The 14,364-nt window shown below is 65.1% G+C and carries 20 protein-coding genes; 12 read left to right on the top strand and 8 right to left on the bottom strand.

The window, feature by feature from the left end; all coding sequences use genetic code 11:
* The first annotated feature begins 8 nt into the window (after positions 1–8).
* The 4 genes from AC1DWU_RS08490 to AC1DWU_RS08475 all read left to right on the top strand — a co-directional run bounded on the left by AC1DWU_RS08490 (position 9) and on the right by AC1DWU_RS08475 (position 2,038).
* The gene (locus AC1DWU_RS08490) at positions 9–782 is read left to right on the top strand and encodes a MerR family transcriptional regulator (RefSeq protein ID WP_477149536.1); all 774 of its coding nucleotides are present in this window, start codon (positions 9–11) and stop codon (positions 780–782) included.
* A 96-nt stretch (positions 783–878) separates the two neighbouring features.
* Positions 879–1,061: a CsbD family protein gene (locus tag AC1DWU_RS08485; protein ID WP_477149535.1), complete on the top strand. Its 183-nt coding sequence runs from the start codon at positions 879–881 to the stop codon at positions 1,059–1,061.
* Between the two features lie 90 nt (positions 1,062–1,151).
* On the top strand, positions 1,152–1,502 hold the full coding sequence (locus tag AC1DWU_RS08480; protein ID WP_477149534.1) for a DUF1304 domain-containing protein: 351 nt from the start codon (positions 1,152–1,154) through the stop codon (positions 1,500–1,502).
* Between the two features lie 230 nt (positions 1,503–1,732).
* On the top strand, positions 1,733–2,038 hold the full coding sequence (locus tag AC1DWU_RS08475) for a hypothetical protein (protein WP_477149533.1): 306 nt from the start codon (positions 1,733–1,735) through the stop codon (positions 2,036–2,038).
* Between the two features lie 39 nt (positions 2,039–2,077).
* On the opposite strand, the gene AC1DWU_RS08470 is transcribed toward AC1DWU_RS08475, so the two are convergent.
* Entirely contained in the window at positions 2,078–2,605 is a 528-nt protein-coding gene (locus AC1DWU_RS08470; protein ID WP_477149532.1) for a dihydrofolate reductase family protein, read from the bottom strand.
* 66 nt (positions 2,606–2,671) lie between these two features.
* On the opposite strand from AC1DWU_RS08470, the gene AC1DWU_RS08465 reads away from it, so the two are divergent.
* On the top strand, positions 2,672–3,232 hold the full coding sequence (locus AC1DWU_RS08465) for a TetR/AcrR family transcriptional regulator (protein WP_477149531.1): 561 nt from the start codon (positions 2,672–2,674) through the stop codon (positions 3,230–3,232).
* 60 nt (positions 3,233–3,292) lie between these two features.
* The gene (locus AC1DWU_RS08460) at positions 3,293–3,805 is read left to right on the top strand and encodes a methylated-DNA--[protein]-cysteine S-methyltransferase (protein ID WP_477149530.1); all 513 of its coding nucleotides are present in this window, start codon (positions 3,293–3,295) and stop codon (positions 3,803–3,805) included.
* A 25-nt stretch (positions 3,806–3,830) separates the two neighbouring features.
* On the opposite strand, the gene AC1DWU_RS08455 is transcribed toward AC1DWU_RS08460, so the two are convergent.
* Together AC1DWU_RS08455 and AC1DWU_RS08450 are read right to left on the bottom strand one after the other, a co-directional pair.
* Positions 3,831–4,391, bottom strand: a complete 561-nt coding sequence (locus tag AC1DWU_RS08455; protein ID WP_477149529.1) for a gluconokinase — start codon at positions 4,389–4,391, stop codon at positions 3,831–3,833.
* On the bottom strand, positions 4,360–5,139 hold the full coding sequence (locus tag AC1DWU_RS08450; RefSeq protein WP_477149743.1) for a glucose 1-dehydrogenase: 780 nt from the start codon (positions 5,137–5,139) through the stop codon (positions 4,360–4,362). The genes AC1DWU_RS08455 and AC1DWU_RS08450 overlap by 32 nt, the downstream gene beginning before the upstream one ends.
* 187 nt (positions 5,140–5,326) lie before the next feature.
* Here AC1DWU_RS08450 and gndA point away from each other — a divergent pair, with 187 nt between their 5' ends.
* The gene (gene gndA, locus AC1DWU_RS08445; protein ID WP_477149528.1) at positions 5,327–6,745 is read left to right on the top strand and encodes an NADP-dependent phosphogluconate dehydrogenase; all 1,419 of its coding nucleotides are present in this window, start codon (positions 5,327–5,329) and stop codon (positions 6,743–6,745) included.
* A gap of 54 nt (positions 6,746–6,799) precedes the next feature.
* Here the strand turns inward: gndA and AC1DWU_RS08440 are convergent, their stop codons facing one another.
* The 3 genes from AC1DWU_RS08440 to AC1DWU_RS08430 form a co-directional block, all read right to left on the bottom strand.
* On the bottom strand, positions 6,800–8,143 hold the full coding sequence (locus AC1DWU_RS08440) for a TCR/Tet family MFS transporter (protein WP_477149527.1): 1,344 nt from the start codon (positions 8,141–8,143) through the stop codon (positions 6,800–6,802).
* Between the two features lie 70 nt (positions 8,144–8,213).
* Positions 8,214–9,455 (bottom strand): FAD-dependent monooxygenase, encoded by a 1,242-nt coding sequence (locus AC1DWU_RS08435; protein ID WP_477149526.1) that lies wholly within the window; start codon positions 9,453–9,455, stop codon positions 8,214–8,216.
* 7 nt (positions 9,456–9,462) lie between these two features.
* Complete coding sequence (locus AC1DWU_RS08430; RefSeq protein ID WP_477149525.1) at positions 9,463–9,708, bottom strand: zinc-finger domain-containing protein; 246 nt, start codon at positions 9,706–9,708, stop codon at positions 9,463–9,465.
* Between the two features lie 262 nt (positions 9,709–9,970).
* Between AC1DWU_RS08430 and AC1DWU_RS08425 the strand changes: the two genes are divergently transcribed.
* The 3 genes from AC1DWU_RS08425 (at position 9,971) to AC1DWU_RS08415 (ending at position 12,018) form a co-directional block, all read left to right on the top strand.
* Positions 9,971–10,729 (top strand): alpha/beta fold hydrolase, encoded by a 759-nt coding sequence (locus AC1DWU_RS08425; RefSeq protein WP_477149524.1) that lies wholly within the window; start codon positions 9,971–9,973, stop codon positions 10,727–10,729.
* A gap of 101 nt (positions 10,730–10,830) precedes the next feature.
* Positions 10,831–11,655 (top strand): serine O-acetyltransferase, encoded by an 825-nt coding sequence (cysE, locus tag AC1DWU_RS08420; protein ID WP_477149523.1) that lies wholly within the window; start codon positions 10,831–10,833, stop codon positions 11,653–11,655.
* Between the two features lie 144 nt (positions 11,656–11,799).
* Positions 11,800–12,018 (top strand): DUF3126 family protein, encoded by a 219-nt coding sequence (locus AC1DWU_RS08415; RefSeq protein ID WP_477149522.1) that lies wholly within the window; start codon positions 11,800–11,802, stop codon positions 12,016–12,018.
* Positions 12,019–12,046: 28 nt separating this feature from the next.
* Here the strand turns inward: AC1DWU_RS08415 and AC1DWU_RS08410 are convergent, their stop codons facing one another.
* A complete protein-coding gene (locus tag AC1DWU_RS08410; RefSeq protein WP_477149521.1) occupies positions 12,047–12,718 on the bottom strand; it encodes a hypothetical protein in 672 nt (223 codons plus the stop codon).
* Positions 12,719–12,817: 99 nt separating this feature from the next.
* On the opposite strand from AC1DWU_RS08410, the gene AC1DWU_RS08405 reads away from it, so the two are divergent.
* Positions 12,818–13,138, top strand: a complete 321-nt coding sequence (locus tag AC1DWU_RS08405; protein WP_477149520.1) for a DUF6949 family protein — start codon at positions 12,818–12,820, stop codon at positions 13,136–13,138.
* Between the two features lie 69 nt (positions 13,139–13,207).
* Positions 13,208–13,732 (top strand): GrpB family protein, encoded by a 525-nt coding sequence (locus tag AC1DWU_RS08400; protein WP_477149519.1) that lies wholly within the window; start codon positions 13,208–13,210, stop codon positions 13,730–13,732.
* A gap of 3 nt (positions 13,733–13,735) precedes the next feature.
* Here the strand turns inward: AC1DWU_RS08400 and AC1DWU_RS08395 are convergent, their stop codons facing one another.
* Entirely contained in the window at positions 13,736–14,359 is a 624-nt protein-coding gene (locus tag AC1DWU_RS08395; protein WP_477149518.1) for a transglutaminase-like cysteine peptidase, read from the bottom strand.
* Positions 14,360–14,364: the final 5 nt, after the last annotated feature.

Here is a 14,364-nt window from a genome sequence, read left to right as displayed (position 1 = left end):
CGCGCGCGATGAAGGTTTTGACGGTCAGGCAGGTAGCTAAGGTATCCGGGGTATCGGTCCGGACGCTGCACCACTACGACCAGATCGGCCTCCTGAGGCCCGCTTTCACCGGGCAGAACCGCTATCGCTACTATGGGCAGGAGGAATTGCTGCGGCTGCAGCAGATTCTCCTGCACCGCGAACTCGGCATTCCGCTGGGAGAGATCGGCGCCATCCTCGATGCGCCGGGCTTCGACCGGCTGGAGGCGTTGCGCCAGCAGCGCCGACGGCTGAGCGAGGAGGCGAAGCGCTATGCCCAACTCGTCAGGACGATCGACCGCACGATCGCCAGTCTTGAAGGAGATCGCGCGATGAGAAACGCGGATTTGTACAAGGGCATCTCGCCCCACAAGCAGGCCGAATATGAGGCCTGGCTGGTGGGGCAGTTTGGCGGCGACATGCCGGAGCGCATCGCGCTCAGCAAGCGCAAGTATGAGAGCTTGTCGGAAGCCGAGAAGCAGCAGCTCAACCAAGAACTGCACGATATGGAGCAAGGGCTGGCCGAGGGCTTGCGTCGCGGCGTGCCGATGGGCTCCCCCAGTCTCGATCCGCTGCTCGGGCGGCATCGGGCGTGGGTGTCCCGGACGTGGGACAAGCAGTGCCCACCGGAGGCCTATGCCGGACTGGCGGACCTCTACCTGTCGCACCCCGACTTCATTGTCCGCTACGAGGCAATCGAGCCTGGGTTCGGCGAATACCTATCGGGCTCGATGAAGGTCTACGCGCGGCGCCTCGCCACGTGATCGTGGCGGGGAGTTAATTCGCCGTAGGGCCGGAACGTTTGTTTCCGGCAGCGCATTATCTGCCCCGAATGCCAACCTTCTGGGGAGACCGGAAAAATGCACAAAGACGAGATCAAAGGCGCCGCCAAGGAAGCCCGCGGCAACGTGAAAGACGCGGTCGGCAAGGCGACCGGCGACCGCAAGCTGCAGGCCGATGGCGCTGCGGACAAGGTCGAAGGCAAGGTCCAGAAGGCCGCCGGCAAGGTCAAGGAAGCGGCACGCGACGCGCTCAAGCACTGACCTGTTCGCCTGCCCATTGCTGACGAAAAGGCCGCCCTCGTGGCGGCCTTCTTGCATTAGGCTCGCCCGAGGCAACACGGAGTCGCACGCATGATCGGCAGCATTCTCACGGGGGTGGTCGCCCTCATTCACGTCTACATCCTGATTCTCGAGATGTTCCTGTGGGACAAGCCGCAGGGGATGAAGGCGTTCGGCACCGCGCCGGCTTTTGCCGCCGAGACCAAGACGCTGGCGGCCAACCAGGGGCTCTACAACGGCTTCCTTGCTGCAGGGTTGATCTGGGGCATCTGGCTGGGCGAGGCAGGCGACCCGGTCAAGGTGTTCTTCCTCTTGTGCGTTGCGGTGGCAGGTCTCTTCGGGGCGGTGACCGCGAGCCGCAAGATCCTGTTTGTACAGACGATTCCTGCCGTGGTGGCGCTGATAGCTGTGTGGCTCGCCTGAGCTTATGCACAGGAGGGCAACTACTTAAGGGCAGAAATTGCCCATCATCTGTAACTTGGGTAACGTTCCATCCGGCGGGCGTGATCTGAGGGGTAACCGGCAATGCAGCAGCCGTATTTCTGGCGCATCGCGCCGCTTCAATGAACTCGCGGAAAGAGTTGTCCGCGGCTTGGGCGGACGCGACGCGGGACGGTGCGTGGTCGCGCCATCAAACTGAGGCGCGACCCACGGTGAAGCAGGTGGTTTTCTTGGTCGACTTCGGCATGGTGAGCCATGGGCTCGCCCCGCTGTTCGTCGACGGCCACGCCACCGAGATCGGCTTCTGGGGCTTTTCCAGCGACATCATCCGGCGGCTGACACGGCTCAACGAGCTCTACGATCGCCAGGTCAACTGGGACGATCCGGGCGACCCCACCTGGCGCATGTCGGAGCGCGACCGCAACGAGTTCAACGCGCTGCTGCCCTTCCTCGTATCGGAACTGCAGATCGCGCTTGGCGACAAATGGGAAATCGTCGTGCAGAGCGAGCCGATCTAGGTTCGCCGGAATGACATCGCGTGTGAGGAACCATCGCGCTCACTCGAAGCTGTAATGTAGCCGCACACATCCCGTGCCGAGCGTACTCGACGAAAGCAGCTTGATGCTCTTGTTGAATCCGGTCGGCGGGAACAGGGGGTAGCCGCCGCCCAGCAACTGCGAGATCACGTAGATCTCGAGCTCGTCGAGCGCGCCGCGCTCCATGAACGCCATCTGCAGCTTGCCACCGCCGAGCATCCAGACGTCGCCGTCGTCGAGGGCGCGCAGTTCGGCGACCAGCGCATCGATATCGGCGCGGGTCTCGAGCGGGCCGATCGGGTCGGGCAGGGGGCGGGAAGTAACGACGATGGTGCGCTGCTCGCCATAGGGCCATGGGATGTTCTCCTTGACCAGCCAGTCATAGGTACCGCGCCCCATCACCACGGTGCGGATGCGCTTGATGAACAGGTTGTAGTCGAACTCGCCAAGCTGCATGTCGGTGCGCTGCGTCAGCCAGGCGAGCGACTCGTCCGGAGCGGCGATAAAGCCGTCGAGGCTGCTGGCGATGTAGCCGAGGATGCGGGCCATTTCGATTCTCCTTGTTCGTGAGTGCAGTAGCCGTTTATAAACGAATATTCGTTTACATTGGAAGCCATGGCAAGACCCAGGAAGATTTCGGACGAGGATGTCGTCGAAGCGGTGGCCGCGATGGTCTCGCGCGAAGGGCCGGCTGGGCTCACGTTCGCCTCGGCCTCAGCGGTAACCGGCTTGTCTCCTGCGACCTTGGTGCAGCGCTATGGCAATCGCGAGGCGCTGCTGCGCGCGGCGCTATTGTGGATGTGGGACCAGCTCGATCTCACCACCGCCGGTGCGGACGCAGCCCACTCGGTCGATCCGGAGGGCGCCATCGCCATGCTGGTTCGCATGTCAGCGGGCTACGGCGTCGGCGATGAGGCCGGGCAGGGGCTGTTGCTGCTGCGCGAGGATTTTCGCGATCCGGTGCTGCGGACGCGAGGCGTGGCCTGGAACAAGGTGCTCACCGAGGCACTGGGGCGCCGGCTGAGCGACGATCCGGCCCGGCAGCAGGTGCTCGGCCGGCTGATGGCGAGCCAATGGCAGGGCGCGGTGCTGTGGTGGGGCTTTTCGCGCGAGGGCACGCTGCGCAGCTTCCTGCGCCGGGAGTTGCGCGAATGGCTCACGGCAATGGGACTGTAGGGTCAAAACCGGCTTGGGCGACGCGCTGCGTCGCACTACATTGAGGTCATGCGCTACCGGATGCTCGATACCGCTCTCGGACCCATGGCGATCGGCTGGACCGATGCCGGGATTTCGCGCGTGCTGCTGCCGGGCGATACGCCGGAGGAGATGCGGGCGCGGCTGGAGAAGGCGGGCGGCGTAGAGGATGCAGGCGGGCAGCCGGAGGTTGCGGCACGTATCCTCGCCTATGCGGAGGGTGCAAATGACAACTTCGCCGATGTCGAGCTGGACTTTGCGGGCATTCCGGCGGTGAACCGGCGCATCTACGAGCATATCCGCGAGCTTGCCTGGGGCGAGACCACGACTTACGGGGCCATCGCCCGCTGGCTTGGCGATGTGGCGCTGTCGCGTGCTGTAGGCGGCGCTATGGGCGCCAACCCGATCCCGCTGATCGTCCCGTGCCACCGGGTGCTGGCCGCGGACGGCCGGACCGGGGGATTCTCGTCGCCGGGCGGCGTCAGGGCGAAGATGGAGATGCTGGCGCTCGAGAAGGCCGCATCGCCGACGGGACAGTTCTCGTTCGGGTTCTAGGGGCTTGGCCTGGTGAGGCAGTGAACTACTGCCCCCGCTTGAACACCTTCAGATGCCCCAGCTGCTTCACCACCTTCGTGGCGATCGCTTCCACCGGATCCTCGATCGATACTGCCAGCACATTCTCATCCGGGTCCGGGCGCTCCAGTGTTGCGAACTGGCTGTCGAGCAGTTTTGGGCTCATGAACTCGTGCTGGCGGGCCTCGATGCGCTTCCTGATCACGGCAATGTCGCCATCGAGGAAGACGAAGAGGATCGGCTCGCCGGCCTTCTCGGTGAGGAAATCGCGGTAGGCGCGCTTCAGCGAGGAGCACGCGCCGACGGCGACACCCTTCTGCTCGGCGGCCTCGTGCAGGGCGCCAGCCAGCGTCTCCAGCCAGGGCCAGCGGTCCTCGTCGGTCAGCGGGATGCCGTTGCGCATCTTCTCCTTGTTGGCGGGCGGGTGGTAGCCGTCGCCATCGAGGAACGGGGCATGCAGCCGCCGGGCTATCGCCGCGCCGGTGGCGGATTTGCCCGACGACGACACGCCCATCGCGATGATGATGCGGGCATTCTCAAACGGTGGCAGTGAAGGCGCCGTCGACATAAAGGATGTGTCCGTTGACGAAGGAAGAGGCTTCGGAGGCGAGGAAGACCGCGGCGCCGCCTAGTTCGGCGGGTGCGCCCCAGCGCCCCATCGGCGTGCGCTTTTCGATCCAGGCGTTGAATTCCTGGTTCTCGATCAGGGCGGTGTTCATCTCGGTGCTGATGTAGCCCGGCGCGATGCCGTTGACGTTGAGGCCATGCTTGGCCCAATCGACGGCCATGCCGCGGGTGAGGTTGGCGATTGCCGCCTTGCTCGCCGCATAGGGCGCCACCGTGGGGCGGGCAAAGTTGCTCAGCACCGAGCAGATATTGATGATCTTGCCGTACTTGCGCGCGATCATGCCGCGGGCCACCGCCCGGCCGACGATGAAGGCGGAGGTCAGGTTGGTGTCGATGACCTGTTTGAACTTTTCGAGCGGCCACTCCTCGAGCGGCGCACGGTGCTGGATGCCGGCATTGTTCACGAGGATATCGATCTGGCCGATCTCGTTCTCGGCGTGAGCGATGGCGTCGTCGACGCTGTCCTCGCTGGTGACGTCGAAGGCCAGCGCCTTGATGCCGAGGGCGCCATCATCTGCGAGCCGGGCCGCGGCGCTGCCGAGCGCTTCGGGATCGCGGCCGTTGAGGATCACTTCGGCGCCGGCGCCGGCGAGCGCTGCAGCAATGCCGAAGCCAATGCCACGGCTCGAGCCGGTCACCAGGGCGCGCTTGCCGCTCAGGTTGAAAAGAGAAATCGAGTCCAAAGTCAGTGGCCCTCCCAGGCTCAGGCGGCGCGAGACTAGTGGATGAAGCGCGGCTTGATAAGACCAAGCGACCACCTCGCTGAGGGACGTACACAGGGCAGGCGTGCGCCGGGCTTCGAGGGGTGGCGTTCGGGCGTTGCCCGTGCCAAAAAGCCGCGCAATGAAATCCTGATAACTCCCAATGGAGATAATGATGGCGTCTGCCGATATCGGCCTGATCGGGCTCGCAGTTATGGGGTCCAATCTGGCGCTCAACATCGCCGAGAAGGGCTACACCATCGCGGTCCACAACCGCACCGCTTCCAAAATCGATGATTTCGTTGCGACGGCCAAGGAGCAGGGGCTGGATCAGAAGGTCGTGCCCGAGGCCGACCTCGTGAAGTTCATCCAGTCGGTGAAGCGTCCCCGTTCGATCATCATCATGGTCAAGGCCGGCAAGCCGGTCGATGAGATGATCGAGCAGCTGCTGCCGCACCTCGAAGCCGGCGACGCCATCCTCGAATGCGGCAACTCGCTGTTCACCGACACGCAGCGCCGCTTCGACTATCTTACGCCCAAGGGCATCGGCTATCTCGGCATCGGCGTTTCGGGCGGCGAGGAGGGCGCGCGCCATGGTCCCTCGATCATGGTCGGAGGCGCCGAGCAGCAGTGGAAGAACGCCCAGCCAATCCTCGAGGCGATCTCGGCCAAGTTCAACGGCGAGCCGTGCTGCGCCTATCTGGGTGAAGGCGGCGCTGGCCACTTCGTCAAGATGATCCACAACGGCATCGAATATGGCGACATGCAGATGATCGCCGAGGTCTATGGCGTGATGCGCGACGGCCTGGGGATGGACCCGAAGGCCGCCTCGGATGTGTTCAAGGGCTGGAACAACGGGCCGCTCAACTCGTACCTCATCGAGATCACCGGCTATGTGCTGGAAGCGACGGAGCCGAAGACCGGCAAGCCGCTGGTCGAGCTGATCCTCGACAAGGCCGGGCAGAAGGGCACAGGTACCTGGACCGCCATCGCGGCGCAGGAACTGGCGGTGCCGGCGACGGCCATCGAAGGCGCCGTCGCGGCGCGCTCGATCTCATCGCGCAAGGAAGAGCGCATCGCTGCAGAGGGCGTCTACGGCAAGCGTTCGGCCGGCAAGGCCAACGTGTCGCTCGAAGAGCTGGAGAAGGCGCTGCTGGCCGGCAAGATCGTCTCCTACGCGCAGGGTTTTGCAGTGCTGGCCAAGGCGTCCGAGGTGCACGGCTGGAACCTGCCGCTCGCTACCATCGCCAAGATCTGGCGCGCCGGCTGCATCATCCGCTCGCGCTTCCTCGACCAGATGTCGGCGGCCTATGCCAAGGGCGAGGCCACCAACCTGCTGATGGTGCCGGACTTCGTGACCATCATGAAGGACGCGCACAAGTCGCTTCGCAAGATCGTTGCCGAGGCCGCCATCGGCGAGTTCCCGATGATCTGCCTGTCGGCCTCGCTGGCTTACTTCGACAGCTACCGCCAGGCGCTCGGCACTGCCAACCTGACCCAGGGCCAGCGTGACTTCTTCGGCGCCCACGGCTTCATCCTGATCGACCGCGAAGGCGAGCAGCACGGCAAGTGGCCGTCGACGCTGGGGAAGTAAACCCTGGGTACGGCGCCTAAGAAATCCCCGCGGAAGCGGGGGTTTTCGTTTTTGCTACTCGCCCGCCGGGCGCTCGATCGGATCGCCGTTCTCGTCGTGCGGTGGCGTCTGCTGCTGGCCGGGCTGGCCCATTTCGTGGATATGCGGCTTCTTCGAGACCGAAGGGCGATGCGTCAGGTCGAAGCGGCGCACCGTGTAGACGAATAGCGCCGCGGCGCAGACCACTAGAATGCCGGCGCCGAGGAACGGTGCGCCCGGAAAGTAGCCAGGCTGGCCTGGCTCGGCCTGCGTGAAATGGCTGAACAACTGCGTCGCGAGCAGCGGGCCGAGGATCGAGGCGAGCGAGTTCGTGGCGTTGATCGCGCCCTGCAGCTCACCCTGCGCGTCGTCGGACACTTGGCGCGACATCAGCGAGTTGATGGCGGGGCCGGCGAGGCCGGCAAGTGAACCGAACACCAGGAAGCCATAGAGCGGCAGCGCGGAGTGGATGAAGGCGGTGCCCGTGAAGGCGATGGCGGCGGCCAACATGCCGACCAGCACGGTCGACCATTCGCCGATCCGCTTGGTCACCGGACCAATCAGCAGCGCCTGGCTGATGGCGAAACCGATACCGAAGGCGCCGAGTGCGACACCGATTTGCGCGGACGAGAACTTCAGCACCTCGATGGTGAAGAAGTTCCACACCGACGGGAACGACTGGCTGGCGAGAACGAACAGGCCGAGCGACGCCATCAGCCACAGCACGACTGGGTTCTTGCTGAGGCTCCACAGCACGCCGAACGGGTTGGCGCGGCGAATATCGAAGGGGCGGCGCTTGTCCTTGGCGAGGCTCTCGGGCAGCACGAAGAAGCCGAACATCAGGTTGGCGCCGGCGAGGACGGCCGCGGCGTAGAAAGGCCAGCGCGGCCCTAGCTCGCCGAGCAGGCCGCCGATGACCGGGCCGAAGATGAAGCCCAACCCGAACGCCGCGCCGATCAGGCCGAAACGATGGGCCCGCTTTTCACGCGGAGTGATGTCGGCGATGTAGGCCGTGGCCGTCGCGACCGAGGCGCCGGAAATGCCTGCGATGGTGTGGCCGATGAAGATCAGCACCAGCGAGTTGGCGAGGCCCATGATCGTATAATCAATCGTCAGGCCCGCGAGCGCTATCAGGATGATCGGTCGGCGGCCGAACCGGTCGGAGAGGTTGCCGAGCGCCGGTCCGAACAGAAACTGCATCAAGGAGTAGGCGAAAACGAGATAGCCGCCAATGACAGCCGCCTGCGCGACGCTGCCGCCCGAGAGCTGTGTGATCAGCTGGGGCAGCACGGGCAGGATGATGCCGTAGCCCAGCATATCCAGGAAGATCGTGATGAGCACGCAGGCGAGCGTGAGATTGGATTGCGGAGAGACGGGCATGCGGGGCGCTATTCCCAATTTGGAGCGGCAGTTGACACATCACCTCCAGCGAAGGCAAGCGCCATGCGGCTCAGTGGACGTCCTGTCGCGGTAGCCGCGGTGCGGGTGGCAGGCCCTCGGGATCGGGCGCCGCGTCATAGCCGTAGAGCCATCCCAGGCGCTTCAGATGCCCGCGCGGACCCTGCAGTTTCACCACGGCGTTACGTGCAATCGTGAATGGCCACTCGAGGTGGAAGGCGGCGCCATTGGCGTTCGAAAGCTTCCGCACCCGCTCGACGCGCGGCTGGCGCAACGCGGCGTAGCGGCGGAGCGCCGAGGTGGCATCGGCCTCGGTCATAAGCAGCGGCGCGAGGATCGCCGCGTCCTCGATCGCCATGGCGGCCCCCTGTGCCTGGAACGGCAGCATGGCGTGTGCCGCGTCGCCGATCAGCCCGACGCCGCCCTCCGACCAGGTCGGGGTGGCGACCGTCGAAATCGGCCAGTAGCCCCAGTCCTCGCCGGCCGCCTCGCGGATGGCATCGAAAGCACGACTCTTCATGGCAGCCCATGGCAGGTCGGGCGCCTTCGGCGGCTCGCCGTGGAAGGCGCGCTCGGCCTTCACCTTGGCGAACAACGCGACATTGATCTGGCGGCGATGCGGTAACGGGTAGGTTACGGCATGATAGCCCGGTCCCCAGAGCAGGCTGGTGCGTCCGGGCAGCAGCACCTTGTCGAGGTCGTGCTGCGCCAGCGTGATCCGCCAGGCGACCATTCCCGAATAGGTGGCCTCCGGCCCCATCAGCACGCCCATCCGAGTGCGCGAGTTCACGCCGTCGGCGCCGATGAAAGCGAAGGCGCGGGCCGAGCGCGATTTGCCGTCGGCCTCGTCGACAGTGACGGAAACGCCGCGCGCATGGCTCACCACGTCATAGGCGCGGACGCCGAACAACATGTCGATATTGGCGAAGCGCTTGCAGGCCCGGTACAGCACGTCGGCGAGGTCGGCGCGGTGCATCACCGTGTAGGGCACGCCGAAGCGCTGCTCCATGATGCGGCCAAGCTCCAGCGTCACCAGTGGGTCGCGTGCGCCGTAGGGATAGACGTCGATACCATCGGGCTCGAACGCCTTGGCCGCGAGGGCCTTGTCGAGCCCGAGGCGGTTGAGGATCTTGCGGGCGTTGGGGCTGACCTGCAGGCCGGCGCCGACTTCCTGCACCTCGGCATTGCGCTCGAGCACGACAACGGTGGCGCCGAACTTGGCCAGCGCCAGCGCCAACGTCATGCCGGCAATGCCTGCCCCGGCGATGTAGACGGTGCGTCCGTTGCCGGACATCGGGAAATCAGGCGGCTTCGGAGTGATACACGGCCGAGAGCGGCTCGGAGGTGCCCGGCGCCAGCTCCGGGTTGAACGCGTAAAGGGTCGAGCAATAGGAGCAGACGACCTCGTTGTCCTTGCCCATGTCGATATATATGTGCGGGTGATCGAACGGGGGCAGGGCGCCGACGCACATGAACTCCTTGGAGCCGACCTCGATGCGCGGCAAACCCTGGGTATTGTGGAAGTGCGGGGTGCTCTCGTGCGCCATCGGATGGTCCTCGGTTCGAATTCGGGCGGAACATAGCGGCGAGAGCGGTGGAAGCCAAGAGATACGCTTGCCTTGTGCGAGTTGCCCCCCACCCCTGTCCCCTCCCTTTAAGAATGGGGAGGGAGACGCTGACCGCGATAGTAGTGAAGGGGTTCTCCCTCCCCAGTAGGGGGAGGGGACAGGGGTGGGGTCCACAGCCACAGGGCTTTGACTGGTCGCACCGACTTGCTAAACCCAGCCCCCAACCGAAAAGGCCGCTCCCGTGCTCCAGTTCAACTCCGCCGGCATCTCCATCGCCTATGAAGTCCATGGCGAGGGCAAGCCGATCCTCCTGATCCACGGCTTCGGCTCGTCGGGGAAGATCAACTGGATCGATACCGGCTGGGTGGAGACGCTGGTGGGCGCCGGCTACCGGCCGATCACCTTCGACAACCGCGGCCACGGCGCCTCGCGCAAGCTCTATGACGCGCAGCTCTATTTCGCCCACGAGATGGCCAAGGACGCCAAGCGCCTGCTCGACCACCTCGGCATCAGCAGGGCGCCGATCATGGGGTACTCGATGGGCGCCAGGATCGCCGCGTACCTGATGCTGCAGGAGCCGCAAGCGGTGAGCGCCGCAATCTGGGGTGGCATGGGGCTCAACCTCATCTCGGGGCTCGAGGATAGCGAGGAGATCATCGAGGCGCTGACTGCCGAGTCGCTCGCGGAGGTCACCGGCCGTACCGGGCGGCAGTTCCGCATCTTCGCCGACCACAACAAGGCCGACCGCGCGGCGCTGGCGGCCTGCATGGTCAATTCGCGCGAGCCGATGCGCGAGGCCGACGTCCGCCGGATCGAGCAGCCGGTGCTGGTCGCCGTGGGCAGCGACGACGACATGGCCGGCTCCGCTGCGGCACTCGCCGAACTCCTGCCGCACGGCGAGGCGTTCACCATCGAGCGGCGCGATCACATGCGCGCGACGGGCGACAAGCAGTTCAAGACGGCAGCGCTGGAATTCCTCGCGCGGCAGCCCGCGGAGTAACCATTCAACGCGAGTTCAGCGGCGGCGAACCAATCTGTGCGGTAATGGTTGGTATCGGAGCACGATTTGTCTTATATCGGCGTTCGCCGATGGAGATGCGGATGAGCACGAATTTGAAGACGGCCAACGTTACGGCCATGGATCCGGTCTGGGATGCGGTGGTTTCGGGCGCGCGGCACGTGGTTGCCAGCGAGCCCTCGCTCACCAACCTGCTGTACTCCAACGTGCTCAACCACGACAGTTTCGAGGGTGCGCTGGCGCACCGGCTGGCCGAGCGGCTGGACCATCCGGATGTCTCCGCCGACCTGATCCGCCAGGCTTTCAGCGAGGCGCTGGAGGCGCGGCCGGAGATCGGGCTCGAGTCGCGCGCTGACCTCGCGGCGACGCTGGAGCGCGATCCGGCGCTGCACAAGGCGGTCGATTGCTTCCTCTATTTCAAGGGCTTCCACGCCATCCAGACGCACCGCTTCGCCCATGCGCTGTGGCTGAACGGGCGCAAGGATTTTGCGCTTTACCTGCAGAGCCGGTCGAGCGCGGTGTTCCAGGTGGACATCAATCCGGCGGCGCGGATCGGCAAGGGCATCATGCTCGACCATGCCACGGGGTTCGTGGTCGGCGAGACCGCGACCATCGGCGACAATGTCTCGATCCTCCAGGGCGTGACCCTCGGCGGCACCGGCAAGTCCGAGGAGGACCGCCATCCCAAGATCGGCAATGGCGTGCTGATCGGCGCCCATTCGGTCGTCCTGGGCAACATCAAGGTCGGCGACTGCGCGCGCATCGGCGCGGGCTCGGTGGTGGTGAAGGAAGTGCCGCCGCGGGTGACCGTCGCCGGCGTGCCGGCACGCATCATCGGCGAGGCGGGCACCCCGCATCCGGCCTCGGTGATGGACCAACTGGCGGTGGTGCAGGACCTTACCGGCTGAGTCTGCCGCCGAACTGAGGCGCCGCTTCGCCGTATTTGCGCCATTCGCTGCAGGAAAAAGCACGCCGCGGGATTGCCCGCCGGGTCGCAATGCCTATTGTGGCGATCCCAAATCGACCCCAAGAATGCCCCTGAAGGAGCCGCCATGAACCATCCCGAAATCATCAAGCTCCAGAAATTTCTGCAGCAGAAGTTCGGCAACCGGCAGATCGACGTCCGTCCGCGCAACAAGCAGAACGACAGCGTCGAAGTGTATCTGGGCGAGGAATTCCTTGGCCTGATCTATGTCGACGACGAGGACGGCGACCGCTCGTACAACTTCCAGATGGCTATCCTGGACGTCGACCTGGACGAGATCCACTAGGGCAGCATCGGAGCCGCGAGGCGGCGCGCTACAGCGCCCCGATCTCGCCCAGGCGCGCGCTCAGCTGCGCATCGAAGTCGCGCCAGTGCGCCAGCGCGGTCTCGGGGAAGGCGTAAACCGCCGCAACGCCGGGACCCAGATACACCGTTCTCAGGCACTGTCCCGCAGTCGCGGGTGGAATCGGCTTCGAGCATTTGGCGACAAATGGGTCGGCCGATAGCGCATCGTACCAGACTGTCTCATCGGCATAGCCACCATCGGGCCGCAACGGCTTGCCCACCAGTCCGGGCGGGCCGGTGAGCTGCTCGGGCAGGAACTGGTGGAGGTACACGCCATCGAGCAGGGCCGCGCTGGGACGGGCCCGGCTGCGTGGCAGCAGCGTCACGTCCACCGGTTCGATATGGCCCTCGACGCCGAGCGGCAGCTCCAGGCGCAAGTCGATCTGCTTGGCGAAGCCTTCGACGCGCTGCTCCTCGTAGCGGAACCAGGACAGGGGAATCTCGAGATCGTGGCCGCCCAGGGTGCGGGTCAGCGTCGTCTCGGTGTCGAGGCGATGTGCCTGGATGCGGGCGCCGCGGCCCGCCGCATCGATCAGGTAGGCGACGCCAATCCCCAGCAGGCCGAGCACCACCGCGATGGCCGCCAGATTGAAGCCGATGGCGCTGTGTTGCGCCTTATGAGCCTGAGCCTCACCGGCCATTTGTGTGAATTAACCAGTCTTGTGTGCGTCAGGTGACAGTCCAATGGGCGCCGGATATGCTTAACAAAGAGTTAAGATATTGGTGCGGGGGTTGCGCGTATGCTCAGGGAATTGCTGCTGGCAGGACTGATCATGGCCGTTGGGCTGGCCATCGCCGGGGTAGGGACCTACCTCTATCAGTGGGTAAGCAAGTCGCAGGCGGTGCTGCGCTACGACGGCAAGACCCTTGCCCATAGCCTCGGCAACCTGGGCCTGAGCTTCGTGTGCGGCCCGATGATCATGCTGCAGATGGGCTGGCAGAACGACCGCAAGGGTACGCTGTCGGTCAGCATGGCGCTGGTTGCGGCATTCATCGCCTTCGGCTGGGCTTTCATTACAGGCCTGATGTTCGTCGGCAGCTATTTCGCCATCATCCCGTAAAGCGCGTTCGGCTTCGCGGCTCCGGCTTATCAGTCTGCAGCGCCCGCCGCATCGCTGAGGAGATGATGGATGCCGCCCGCCTTTCCCGTGGTCCTGAAATCGCACGACCCGCAATGGGCCGGCGCAGCCGAGCGTGAAGCCGAGCGGCTGCGCGGGGTCCTGGGCGACAGGCTGCTGCATGTCCATCATATTGGATCGACCTCGATCCCCGGCCTCGTGGCCAAGCCGATCCTCGATCTGATCCCGGTGGTACGCTCGCTCGCAGCGCTTGGTGCAGCGCAGGGCAAGCTGGAAGCTCTCGGCTATGCGTGGTGGGGCGAGTACGGATTGCCGGGTCGCCGTTATTTGACGCTCGACGACGCGGTGCAGGGCAGGCGGCTTGTACAACTGCACTGCTATGCCGAGGCCAGTCCGGAGATCACCCGGCACCTGGCGTTTCGCGACTATCTACGCGCGCGTCCGGATCTGGTTGCCGAGTATGAGGCGATCAAGCGGCGCTGCGCCGCGGCCCACCCGGATAGCTCGCACGCCTATGGCGATTGCAAGGGCGAGTGGGTGAAGCGGACCGAGACCGAAGCGCTTGCGGCGCGCTGACGTTTACTTCGAGGCGACGAAGGTGGCGCGGGGATCGACGATATCGACCCACTGGCTGGCGTCGGCCTGCGACTGGCGCTTGAGGAACTGGTAGGGCGTCTCGTTCCAGAGCAGCACGCGGCTGTCCTGGTTATCGAGCACGAGGTCGCCGCGGTCGGTGCGGACCATCAGCACGGCATGACCGGTGCCCTTGGTCTCGCGGACCACAGTCATCAGCAGGGTCGAGGGGTTCCAGCCGGCCTCGATCAGCGCCTTGCGCTTGGCGAGGGCGAAATCCTCGCAGTCGCCGTAGCCGTCGGGATAGGCCCAGTACTCGGCGACTTTGTAGTAGTCCTCGTCGGTTACGGCGACGATGGCGCTGTTGATTACGTTGTTGATCTGCACCAGCTCGTTCCAGCGCGCTTCGCTGAGGCCCATCGCCTGGACGGCGTGCGGGTTGGCTTTGCATTCGCCGCGATGCGCCTTGCAGAACTCAGAGGCGCCCACCGGAATGCTGGTGATGCCGCCTGCGGGGGCGAAGGCCGGGTTGGTGAAATCGACCTGGTCGGCGCGTGCCGGCATGGCGAGAATGAATGCCGCCATCCCGATTGCGACTGCCGCTGCGATGAACCCTTTGAACTTCGACATCGTGG

The sequence above is a fragment of the Devosia sp. P2_G7 genome (genome assembly GCF_056403495.1).
Note: the sequence above shows the minus strand (reverse complement) of the source record. Positions and strands in the feature narration are given on the sequence as shown.

What these genes read in the sequence shown, in the direction of transcription:
- AC1DWU_RS08490 (WP_477149536.1), top strand. Translation starts at nt 9, where the DNA reads ATGAAGGTTTTGACGGTCAGGCAGGTAGCTAAGGTATCCGGGGTATCG.
- AC1DWU_RS08485 (WP_477149535.1), top strand. Translation starts at nt 879, where the DNA reads ATGCACAAAGACGAGATCAAAGGCGCCGCCAAGGAAGCCCGCGGCAAC.
- AC1DWU_RS08480 (WP_477149534.1), top strand. Translation starts at nt 1,152, where the DNA reads ATGATCGGCAGCATTCTCACGGGGGTGGTCGCCCTCATTCACGTCTAC.
- AC1DWU_RS08470 (WP_477149532.1), bottom strand. Translation starts at nt 2,605, where the DNA reads ATGGCCCGCATCCTCGGCTACATCGCCAGCAGCCTCGACGGCTTTATC.
- AC1DWU_RS08465 (WP_477149531.1), top strand. Translation starts at nt 2,672, where the DNA reads ATGGCAAGACCCAGGAAGATTTCGGACGAGGATGTCGTCGAAGCGGTG.
- AC1DWU_RS08460 (WP_477149530.1), top strand. Translation starts at nt 3,293, where the DNA reads ATGCTCGATACCGCTCTCGGACCCATGGCGATCGGCTGGACCGATGCC.
- AC1DWU_RS08455 (WP_477149529.1), bottom strand. Translation starts at nt 4,391, where the DNA reads ATGTCGACGGCGCCTTCACTGCCACCGTTTGAGAATGCCCGCATCATC.
- gndA (WP_477149528.1), top strand. Translation starts at nt 5,327, where the DNA reads ATGGCGTCTGCCGATATCGGCCTGATCGGGCTCGCAGTTATGGGGTCC.
- AC1DWU_RS08440 (WP_477149527.1), bottom strand. Translation starts at nt 8,143, where the DNA reads ATGCCCGTCTCTCCGCAATCCAATCTCACGCTCGCCTGCGTGCTCATC.
- AC1DWU_RS08435 (WP_477149526.1), bottom strand. Translation starts at nt 9,455, where the DNA reads ATGTCCGGCAACGGACGCACCGTCTACATCGCCGGGGCAGGCATTGCC.
- AC1DWU_RS08430 (WP_477149525.1), bottom strand. Translation starts at nt 9,708, where the DNA reads ATGGCGCACGAGAGCACCCCGCACTTCCACAATACCCAGGGTTTGCCG.
- cysE (WP_477149523.1), top strand. Translation starts at nt 10,831, where the DNA reads ATGAGCACGAATTTGAAGACGGCCAACGTTACGGCCATGGATCCGGTC.
- AC1DWU_RS08415 (WP_477149522.1), top strand. Translation starts at nt 11,800, where the DNA reads ATGAACCATCCCGAAATCATCAAGCTCCAGAAATTTCTGCAGCAGAAG.
- AC1DWU_RS08410 (WP_477149521.1), bottom strand. Translation starts at nt 12,718, where the DNA reads ATGGCCGGTGAGGCTCAGGCTCATAAGGCGCAACACAGCGCCATCGGC.
- AC1DWU_RS08405 (WP_477149520.1), top strand. Translation starts at nt 12,818, where the DNA reads ATGCTCAGGGAATTGCTGCTGGCAGGACTGATCATGGCCGTTGGGCTG.
- AC1DWU_RS08400 (WP_477149519.1), top strand. Translation starts at nt 13,208, where the DNA reads ATGCCGCCCGCCTTTCCCGTGGTCCTGAAATCGCACGACCCGCAATGG.
- AC1DWU_RS08395 (WP_477149518.1), bottom strand. Translation starts at nt 14,359, where the DNA reads ATGTCGAAGTTCAAAGGGTTCATCGCAGCGGCAGTCGCAATCGGGATG.